The sequence below is a fragment of the Corynebacterium sp. UBA4397 genome, from assembly GCF_002390965.1.
Classification (GTDB): Bacteria; Actinomycetota; Actinomycetes; order Mycobacteriales; family Mycobacteriaceae; genus Corynebacterium; species Corynebacterium flavescens.
This window is the reverse complement of the sequence record NZ_DGRD01000042.1, coordinates 66,075-75,865: the sequence shown is the minus strand read 5'-3', so window position 1 is coordinate 75,865 and position 9,791 is coordinate 66,075. Positions and strand designations below refer to the sequence as shown.

Here is a 9,791-nt window from a genome sequence, read left to right as displayed (position 1 = left end):
CCGCACACCAGCCGTTAGGACAACAAGCCAGGCGGCGACTTCCGGCACCCCAAAACAAACCCCGGTGGGGAAACCAACAATGAGCAGGACTATGACTGCGCGGTGGTCATAATCCCGGAAAATACCGACAAGGGACTCGCTTCTTATATGTCAGTCCCACCACGCACTCTAAAACCCAGAAGAGCCGCTTAGCTTCCAGCAAGCGCGCAAAGGGCGGCACCTTTTCTCCATAAAAGAGAAGGTGCCGCCCATAATCACAGCGCAACTAAACGCTGCGCGTTGAAGGTCTGAGTCCTAGCCGCTGTAGGTCTGCAGCAAGTTGAGACCAACGATGCAAGCCAACCAGATGATAACCATGACGATGGTATAGCGGTCGAGGTTCTTCTCAACCACAGTGGAACCGGACAGGTTGGACTGCACGCCTCCGCCGAAGAGGCTGGAAAGCCCGCCGCCCTTGCCCTTGTGCAGGAGCACGAACACAGTCATTAGGACCGCGCTGATCACCAGGACGATTTCCAGGGCCAAGATCATGAGTATATTTCCTCGCTTTACTGTTGCGCTCTACCGCTGCCACGTTGGTGGCTTTGAGGCTGGCGCGGAAAGGTGTTATTGCTCGAAGCAATTGCTCCCGATAACTCTACACTATGTAGCAAAAGGTCACCCACCGCGCCGCGCTCTATGACTTAAGTTAGGCAACCGTGTTGGCGGCATTAGCAGCCAACTTGGCAAAGTCCTCACCCACCAGCGAGGCGCCGCCGATCAGTCCACCGTCAACATCGGGCTTGCCCACAATCTCAGCCACCGAATCAACTTTGACGGAGCCGCCGTAGAGAATACGAATGCCAGCTGCTACATCTTCGCCAGCGAGGTCCTTGATGAGACCGCGAATGGCAGCGCACACTTCTTGGGCGTCCTCTGCGGAGGCTACCTTGCCAGTGCCGATTGCCCAGACTGGCTCATAGGCAATGACCGTCTTTGCTAGCTGCTCGGGGGTGAGCCCCGCCAAGGAGTTGCGGGTCTGGGTAACCACGAAGTCCACGTGAGTTCCCGCCTCGCGAACGTTGAGCGGCTCGCCCACGCAGACGATGGGGCTGATGCCCTTTGCCAGAGCAGCGGCAGCCTTTTCTGCTACGAGCTGGTCGGTCTCACCGTGGTACTCACGGCGCTCGGAGTGTCCGACGATGGCCCAGGTGCAGCCGAGTTTAGCCAGCATCTTACCGGAGATCTCCCCGGTGTATGCGCCAGACTCATGGGAGGAAATGTCCTGCGCGCCGTAGCTGACCTGCAGCTTATCCCCTGCGACGAGGATCTGGATGCTGCGGATATCGGTGAAGGGGACGAGGTAGGCCACATCGACCTTCTCGTAGTAGTCCTTCGGCAATGCGAAAGCGAATTTCTGCACCGAAGCAATGGCCTCGAGGTGGTCGAGATTCATCTTCCAGTTACCAGCAATCAGTGGAGTACGTGCCATTTTTGATTCCTTACTCTAGTTAAAAGACTCTAGTGAGACTCTGTTTAGATCAACTGTGCCTAGCGCGCCTGGCCTAGGCCTCGAGGACGGCGATTCCTGGCAGTTCCTTGCCTTCGAGGTACTCGAGGGAAGCGCCGCCACCGGTGGAAATGTGGCTGAATCCGTCTTCATTAAGACCGAGGGTGCGAACCGAGGCCGCGGAGTCACCGCCGCCTACCACGGTGAAGGAGCCGTTGTTGGCAGTGGCGTCAATAATCGCCTGGGCGACGCCAGCGGTGCCCTTGGAGAAGGCTTCCATCTCAAACACGCCCATGGGCCCATTCCAGAATACGGTCTTGGAGGTGGCGATGACGTCGCCGAAGGCCTTGACAGACTCCGGTCCGATGTCGAGGGATTGCCAACCTGCAGGGATGCCATCTAGGGCTACGACCTTGTGCTCAGCGTTGGCATCAAAGTCGGAAGCTGCGACGAGGTCCACTGGCAGGACAATCTTGTCTCCGAAGCGCTCCAGCAGGTCCTTACAAGCGCCGATTTGGTCCTCCTGCAGCAGGGACTTTTGAACGTTGTAGCCCTGTGCAGCCAGCAGGGTGTAGCACATGCCGCCGCCGATGATGACCTTGTCGGCCTTGTCTGCGAGAGCCTCGATGACACCAAGCTTGTCGGAGACTTTGGCGCCACCGAGCACCACCACGTAGGGGTGTGCAGGATCTTTGGCCACGGTGGAAAGGACGGTGATTTCTTTCTCCACGAGTTTGCCGGCGTAGGCGGGCAGGCGCTTGGCGACGTCGTACACAGAGGCCTGGGCACGGTGAACCACGCCGAATCCGTCAGAGACGAAGGCTCCGTTGTCCGCCGCCAAGGCCGCGAGCTCGTCAGCGAAGACACCTCGCTCGGCCTCGTCCTTGGAGGTCTCACGAGGATCGAAGCGAACGTTCTCGATGAGCATGACATCACCGTCATTGAGACCATTGGCGCGTTCGTGTGCGTCCTCGCCGACGACATCGCTGGCCAGTGCCACGTACTGACCGAGGGCCTCAGATAGGGCCTCCGCTACCGGTGCCAAAGAGTACTTGGGGTTGACCTGCCCCTTCGGGCGGCCCAGGTGAGCCGACAAGATGACCTTTGCGCCACCGTCTACGAGGGCCTTGATGGTAGGAAGTGAGGCCGTGATGCGCCCGGAGTCGGTGATGTTGCCTTCCTCATCGAGGGGGACGTTGAAATCCGAACGTACCAGGATGTGGCGGGATTCTACGCCTTCGTTGAGCAGGTCTTCGAGCTTCTTAAAAGCCATTGTTAATCCTCTTCTTTCTGAGAATGTCGTGCAGGGTTAGCTATTGAACACAATACCGGCCCCTTGCGGCGCCGTCAGGCACTACAAGGGGCCGGTATCCTCTTCATGAAAAGATGTGAGCTACAGGGCGTTCGCGACCTGGTTGGTCAGGCGAACGAGCTGGTTGGTGTAACCCCACTCGTTGTCGTACCAGCCAAGAACCTTGACCAAGTTGCCGTTGGAGACCTTGGTCATGCCCGAGTCAAAGATGCAACCGTGGGAATCGGTCACGATGTCGGTGGATACCAGCGGGTCCTCGGTGTAAGCGAGGGTCTCGCCGAACTCACCGGTAGCGGCCTCCTTGATGGCTGCGTTGATCTCCTCGGCGGTTACGTCACGGGAAGCAAGGAAGGTGAGGTCGGTGGCGGAGCCGGTGATAACCGGAACGCGCATTGCATAGCCATCAAGCTTGCCCTTGAGCTGCGGGAGAACCAAGGCCACGGCCTTAGCTGCACCGGTGGAGGTGGGCACCATGTTGACAGCGGCGGCGCGGCCACGACGGAGGTCGCGGTGAGGAGCATCCTGCAGACGCTGGTCGCCGGTGTAGGCGTGGACGGTGGTCATCAGGCCGTTTACGATGCCGAACTTCTCATCCAAGACCTTGGCCATGGGAGCCAAGCAGTTGGTGGTGCAGGAAGCTGCGGAGATGACGTTGTGGTTAGCGGGGTCATAGTCGTCCGAGTTCACGCCGTAGACGAAGGTGCCGTCAACGTTCTTGCCCGGTGCCGAAATGATGACCTTCTTCACGCCGGAGGCGAGGTGAGCCTTTGCAGCTTCGCCGTCGGTGAAGAAGCCAGTGGACTCCACAACGATATCGACATTGTGATCGGACCACTTCAAGTTCTTAGGATCGCGCTCTTCCGACACGGCGATGCGGTGGCCGTTGACGGTGATGGACTCATCATCGAACTCGATGTCGCCGTCGAAGCGACCCAGCACGGAGTCATACTTGAGCAGGTTAGCAAGAGCGCCGTTGTCGGTCAGGTCATTGACTGCGACAACTTCCAAGTTGCTGTCTCCCTGCGCTACAGCGCGGAAGAAGTTACGGCCGATGCGGCCAAAGCCATTGATACCTACGCGGATTGTCACTGTAGTTTCTCCTCAAAGATTCGATTCAATATGTCTGTGATATCTGTGGGGTCTACCAGGGTGACTTCTGCACAGTGCGCGTTAGCGACAGGCGCTAACAGTGAGCGTTTGTGAAGCCCTCGGTCTTTCCCAACAAGGCCGATAGTACCCACGGTTTTCGCAGCGCGCAGGGCCTGCGCAAGTGCGGGATCTTTTTCTGAAGAATGCCAAGAAAAGGCGTATACTAGTCCCCCTTCATTCGCTCAAGTGATAGAAAGTTGCTGTACAGCACGCCCTATGCCCGTTTATGTGGGTTTATATTTGTTTAGGTGTTATATCTCACTCGGTCAATTTTCCGAGGCTTGGGGCTCAACCCCACTTATGCATGAAAAACGGACACCATATCCATGCAAACGCTTGCACGGTAATGGTGTCCGTTCGGGCATACTTGAAGGCTCGCTTCAAGAAAGGCTCGCTTCAAGATCGGCCAGAGTCTAGAACCTATGAGTCTTCAAAAAGCTCCTCAGACAGAGACTCACTAGTATCCGGGATTCGCAGCTCCTCCGCACGCTTATCCGCCATAGACAGCAAACGGCGGATACGCCCAGCTACGGCATCCTTGGTCATCGGTGGATCAGCCAAGCGACCAAGCTCTTCCAGCGAGGCCTCCTTGTGCTGAACGCGCAGGAGACCAGCGTCGGCGAGGTGCTCCGGGACATCGTCTCCCAAGATTTCCATTGCCCTCTTAACGCGGGCCGCGGCAGCCACCGCCGCTCGCGCCGAGCGCCGCAAATTGGCGTCATCGAAGTTATCAAGGCGCTTAGAAGTGTCCTGAGCCTCACGCTTGACGCGTTTCTTCTCCCACGCCAGACGCGTGACTTGCGCGCCCATACGGGTTAGCAGAGCGCCGATAGCATCGCCGTCTCGCAAGACGACACGATCCGTTCCGCGGGTTTCCTTCGTCTTAGCGGATAGCCCTAGGCGCCTCGCGCAACCCACGAGAGCCAATGCTGCCTCTTGGCACGGGCACGCAACCTCCAAAGAAGAGGAACGCCCCGGTTCGCTCACAGATCCCTGCGCCAAAAAAGCGCCCCGCCACGCAGCCTCCGTATCGGAGATCGAGCCCGCGATCACCTGTGGAGGCAGGCCCACCACTAGGTTTCCAGAGCGCGTGACCAATCCAAGGCGGCGAGCCAATTCCTTGGCACCGTTGCCGATTCTCAACTGGACGCGAGTCTTCTTATGCGAGCTGCGCGAAGGACCGACCACGTGACTGGTTGCCTTGATACCGAAAAGCGCATCTAGTTCTGCGATCAGGCGATCGGCGATGCGCTGGCTGTCGAGTTCGATCTCGAAAGACATCTGATCCCCGTGAACAAGCAATTCCCCACCGAAGCGCAAAATAGCGGCCACTTCCGCCGAGCGGGCAGACTGACGCGTTAGCGACACCGTGGAAAGCTCATCCTTGATCTGCTCAGTCAATGAAGCGGTCAACCTCTAGCCCCTTTCTCAGACTCAAGACCGCCCGGCACAGCGATGGTTTTGATCTCGCCGAGCCTCGGGCGGCATCCATTAAACACCTCATCATAGCGCGTGCCCTGGAAGCCTGCGCGCTCGATCTCCTCCAAGCAACCCTGTTGTGGGCACCCGTTAACTACTCCGATCTGGAGAGATATCCTTCTGATGAGCCTCTGCACTGTTGAACTCGCGATAGATGTCCAAAATCGCCGCTGCAAGCTTGTCTGGGTCATGCTTATTAATCGCAACCCCATCTTCGGTGACTACTCTGACATCGGCAAATACCACCTTGGCGCCTAAGACTTGAGCCGCTTTTTGCAGGTAGATCCTTTCGCTTTGGGAGGGCAGTGCATTTTCGTCGACCAGCACGCGGTCAATGCTTAAACTTTGAGCGTGCTGAGCCAAGACGTGGAGGTGCCGCTCCGCGGAGAAACCATGGGTCTCCCCTGGCTCGGCGCTGAGGTTGAGGATCACAAGCCTTAAGGCATCCGACTCACTGATCGCTTGCACAATGTCCGGCACCAGCACGTGGGGCAGAACCGAACTGAACCAAGAGCCCGGGCCGAGCGTAATAAGATCCGCCATGTGCAGCGCATCAAGAGCATCGGCATTGGCGGGCGCATCCTCCGGCAAGATCTTTACCCGGCGCACCTGCCCGGGTGTCGATGCCACAGCCACCTGGCCGCGAACCGGCCTCATTACACGCGGATCATCATCCAGGCCTGCAACCTCTGCCTCGATCTCCAACGGCTGATTGACCACGGGGAAAACCCGCCCGCGTGAATTAGTTAGCTCTGCGACCACATCGAGAGCCGCCTGATAGTTGTCTAGTACCCCTGTGAGCCCAGCGATGAGCAGATTTCCTACCGCGTGGCCAGCCATGGCCCCTGTTCCGCCGAAACGATGCTGTAGGGTTCGCGCCCACAGATCACCGACGGGGTCTTCGCCGGCCAGCGCGGCCAACGCCATGCGTAGATCCCCGGGCGGAATGATGTCTAGTTCTCGGCGCAGCCGGCCGGAAGAACCACCATCATCGGCGACGGTGACGATAGCTGATATCTGCTCAGCGCCACTTCTCTGCGCGGCGAGCAGGGTCTGATAAAGCCCATGACCGCCGCCTAGGCTGACCATGTGGGTGGGTGAAGACATAGGCCTAGTGTTACTCCTTGGTTGGATCATGTCTCCTGCCTCTATCCGCGCGCAATATCGCGGTGCAGGGTGCTAACCTCGAGCTGATCGTTGCAGCTGAGGCGCCGGGCAAGCTCCTCGACAACTGCAACGGAGCGGTGATGGCCGCCGGTACAACCAACGGCCACGGTAATAAAGTTCTTTCCCTCGTGCCGATAGCCAGCAAGCATGGAATCAAACATGGTGACGAAGCTGGAGATAAACTCCTCCGCTGCCGGCTGCGAGAGCACGTAGTCAGCCACCGGTTCATCGGTGCCGCGATAGCCGCGCAGCTCCGGAACCCAATAAGGATTGGGTAGGAAGCGCACATCGACCACGAGGTCTGCATCGCGCGGGGAGCCATGCTTGAAGCCAAAGGACTCCACCGTTACGTGTTGGCGGTTGCCGCGCATCTCGCCGAAAGAGGCCTCAATTGCGCGGCGAAGATCGTGGATGGAGAGGTTAGTGGTGTCGATGATGACATCGGCACGATCACGCAGCTCAGCTAGTACCTCGCGCTCACGTTGAATACCGGCCTTGAGAGTATCTTGGCCCTGCAGAGGATGGGTGCGCCGCACTGAGTCAAAGCGTCGAATCAACACATCATCCCGGGCGTCGAGGAAGAGCACCGTTGGCTCCATGTCGAGCTTGGTCAACTGGGCAATGGTTTCCATCATTGAGCCGGGGAACATGCGGGAGCGCACATCGGTCACGGCCGCGACCTTGTTGACCTCAGTCTCCTTCAGCGCGCACAACTGCAATAGGTCCACGATGGCCCGCGGCGGGATGTTATGGGCCACGTAATAGCCCTTGTCCTCCAGGACTTTGGCCGCAGAGGACAAGCCTCCGCCAGACATACCAGTAACGAGGATTGGCGGTGTCTCAAATTGCGTCATGACAGTCAGTCTACTTCTTTCTGCCCCGCAGAGCGGAGCTCAAAAAGCTAACTTGAGGCAACTGCTAGAGGCAACTATAGGTGCTGCAAGGAATCAAATACCGTCTGCGCTAGCTTCGGCCCAAACCCCTTCACCTGCGCGATCTCCTCCACCGTGGCCTGCTTGAGCTGCTTGACTGAACCGAAGTGCTTGACCAAGTCGGTGCGGCGCTGCGGTCCTAGACCAGGAATGGAATCGAGGACAGAGCTGCGCATGCGTTGAGATCGCTGCTGGCGGTGGTAGGTAATGGCAAAGCGGTGCGCCTCGTCGCGGATCTGCTGAAGGAGAAATAGAGCCTGCGAGTTTCGGGGCAAGATCACCGGATCGTCCTCGCCGGGGACCCAGATCTCCTCGAGGCGCTTGGCTAGGCCCACGAGAGTGACGTCGACAATGCCCAACTCATCGAATACTGCCTGCGCGGCTGCCACCTGTGGCGCACCACCGTCAACGATGAAAAGCTGCGGAGGATAAGCAAAGCGACGTCCCGCCTCGGCGGATTCCTCTATCACCTTCTCCTCGGCAAAGCTCGACTGCTCGAGCTCCTCATCCGGGTTGGCCCGCTTGTCCTCGTGGTGGCGCCTGAATCGGCGGCGGGTGACCTCTGCTATCGAGCCGACATCGTCGGAGCGCCCGTCACCGGCGGCCTCCTTGATGCGATAGCGGCGATAGTCGGACTTGCGCGGCAGACCGTCCTCGAATACCACGAGGGAAGCCACCACATCGGTGCCCTGGATATGGGAAATGTCGGTGCACTCGATGCGCAAAGGCGCTTGCTCCATGCCCAACGCTTCCTGGATGTCTTGCAGTGCCGCAGAACGCGCAGTGAGATCTCCCACACGCTTGAGCTTGTGCTGCCGCAGCTGATCCTTGGCGTTGCGCTCGACGGTCTCTAGAAGTGCGCGCTTGTCCCCGCGCTGGGGAACGCGAATGTCGATCTTCGCGCCACGCAGCTCCTCGAGGACGGAAACAACTTCCGGGGCCTCCTCCGGCATGACTTGGACCAAGATCTCGCGCGGGATAACCCGCACCGCCTTGGCGTGGGCGTGGGACTCTTGGTCGACCCCGCGCCGCGTGACATCGGCAGCTAGGGCGGCATCCTCAATTATCTCCTCTTGCTCCCGCTCGACGGCGTCGGAATAAAACTGGATGAGGAAGTTCTGCAACAAGGCGGGCAGCGAGGGATCCGCGTCGCCCTCCTCTAGTGGCTGCGCGGTGGCTTCATCACCCACCCGCTCGACAACCCAGCCGCGCTGGCCGCGAATCCGCCCATCGCGGACATGAAAAATCTGCACGGCGGCCTCGAGCTGATCGGAGCTAAAAGCAATGAGATCCGCATCCGTCCCATCGGAGAAAACCACTGCCTGCTGCTCCATGATCTTGTTGATTGCGCCCAGATCATCACGCAGCCGCGCAGCCCTTTCAAACTCCAGGTTCTCCGCCGCCTCCTCCATCTGCTTGTTGAGCTGGCGCACGACGGGGGCGGTGTTGCCGTTCATGAAAGAAATAAGTCTATTGACCGTCGCGCGATGCTCTTCTTTGCTCACTCGACCGATGCACGGCGCATCACACTTGCCGATATAGCCCAAGAGGCAAGGCCGCCCCAAGCGTTCATGGCGGTTATATACGCCCTTGGCGCAGGTGCGCATGGGAAACACGCGCGTGAGAAGATCGAGAGTTTCTCTGACCGCCCAGGCATGGGAATAAGGGCCGAAGTAGCGAACTCCCTTGCGCCGCGGACCGCGGTAGAAGAAGGCCCGCGGGACGGTTTCCCCCACGGAGACTGCCAACATTGGATACGTCTTGTCATCGCGATACATGACGTTGAAGCGGGGATCAAAGCGTTTGATCCACGTGTACTCCAGCTGTAGTGCCTCTACTTCGCTGGCGACGACGGTCCACTCCACCGAAGCGGCGGTGAGCACCATCTGCCGGGTCCGCGGATGCAGCTGGGTTAAGTCCTGGAAATAGTTGGAAAGGCGAGCCCGCAGGTTCTTCGCCTTACCTACATAGATGACTCGCCGATTTTCGTCCCTGAACTTATAGACGCCCGGATCTGTAGGTATCGCACCTGGTGCGGGGCGATAGGTCGTGGGATCTGCCATGCACGCCCCGCCTAATCTTGGGGCATGTATTTGGCTTCCAAGTCACGGAAGCGCCGCACGCTGTCAATGACGGTGGACTTGTCCCCTGACTGTAAGGCCCAGACCGGAACGTATTCGAAATTAGGCAGCTCCAGGCGTGCCATCCGGTCTCCCTCGGGAAAAGAAAGCCCGTAGAGAACCTGCCAGGGATAAAAACGCGT

General features: G+C 58.8%; 9 protein-coding genes. All 9 read right to left on the bottom strand.

The genetic code is table 11. From position 1 onward, the window contains the following. Positions 1-294 precede the first annotated feature (294 nt). Positions 295-531, bottom strand: coding sequence for a preprotein translocase subunit SecG (gene secG, locus B2696_RS09330; protein WP_075729855.1), 237 nt, complete (start codon positions 529-531; stop codon positions 295-297). Positions 532-688: 157 nt separating this feature from the next. After that, complete coding sequence (gene tpiA, locus B2696_RS09325; protein WP_075729856.1) at positions 689-1,471, bottom strand: triose-phosphate isomerase; 783 nt, start codon at positions 1,469-1,471, stop codon at positions 689-691. A gap of 73 nt (positions 1,472-1,544) precedes the next feature. Continuing rightward, on the bottom strand, positions 1,545-2,762 hold the full coding sequence (locus tag B2696_RS09320) for a phosphoglycerate kinase (protein WP_075729857.1): 1,218 nt from the start codon (positions 2,760-2,762) through the stop codon (positions 1,545-1,547). A gap of 120 nt (positions 2,763-2,882) precedes the next feature. Continuing rightward, a complete protein-coding gene (gene gap, locus B2696_RS09315) occupies positions 2,883-3,890 on the bottom strand; it encodes a type I glyceraldehyde-3-phosphate dehydrogenase (protein ID WP_286955097.1) in 1,008 nt (335 codons plus the stop codon). Between the two features lie 480 nt (positions 3,891-4,370). Further along, a complete protein-coding gene (gene whiA / locus B2696_RS09310; RefSeq protein ID WP_286955095.1) occupies positions 4,371-5,363 on the bottom strand; it encodes a DNA-binding protein WhiA in 993 nt (330 codons plus the stop codon). 156 nt (positions 5,364-5,519) lie between these two features. After that, positions 5,520-6,536: a gluconeogenesis factor YvcK family protein gene (locus B2696_RS09305; protein WP_286955094.1), complete on the bottom strand. Its 1,017-nt coding sequence runs from the start codon at positions 6,534-6,536 to the stop codon at positions 5,520-5,522. Positions 6,537-6,577: 41 nt separating this feature from the next. Continuing rightward, a complete protein-coding gene (rapZ, locus tag B2696_RS09300) occupies positions 6,578-7,459 on the bottom strand; it encodes an RNase adapter RapZ (protein ID WP_276622328.1) in 882 nt (293 codons plus the stop codon). A gap of 65 nt (positions 7,460-7,524) precedes the next feature. Then, positions 7,525-9,591, bottom strand: a complete 2,067-nt coding sequence (uvrC, locus tag B2696_RS09295; protein WP_075729862.1) for an excinuclease ABC subunit UvrC — start codon at positions 9,589-9,591, stop codon at positions 7,525-7,527. Positions 9,592-9,602: 11 nt separating this feature from the next. Then, on the bottom strand, positions 9,603-9,791 hold a 189-nt coding region (locus tag B2696_RS09290), incomplete at its 5' end, for a PH domain-containing protein (protein WP_286955093.1).

Coding starts and splice junctions, on each gene's coding strand:
- uvrC (WP_075729862.1), bottom strand. CDS start 9,591: ATGGCAGATCCCACGACCTATCGCCCCGCACCAGGTGCGATACCTACA.
- B2696_RS09305 (WP_286955094.1), bottom strand. CDS start 6,536: ATGTCTTCACCCACCCACATGGTCAGCCTAGGCGGCGGTCATGGGCTT.
- B2696_RS09320 (WP_075729857.1), bottom strand. CDS start 2,762: ATGGCTTTTAAGAAGCTCGAAGACCTGCTCAACGAAGGCGTAGAATCC.
- tpiA (WP_075729856.1), bottom strand. CDS start 1,471: ATGGCACGTACTCCACTGATTGCTGGTAACTGGAAGATGAATCTCGAC.
- secG (WP_075729855.1), bottom strand. CDS start 531: ATGATCTTGGCCCTGGAAATCGTCCTGGTGATCAGCGCGGTCCTAATG.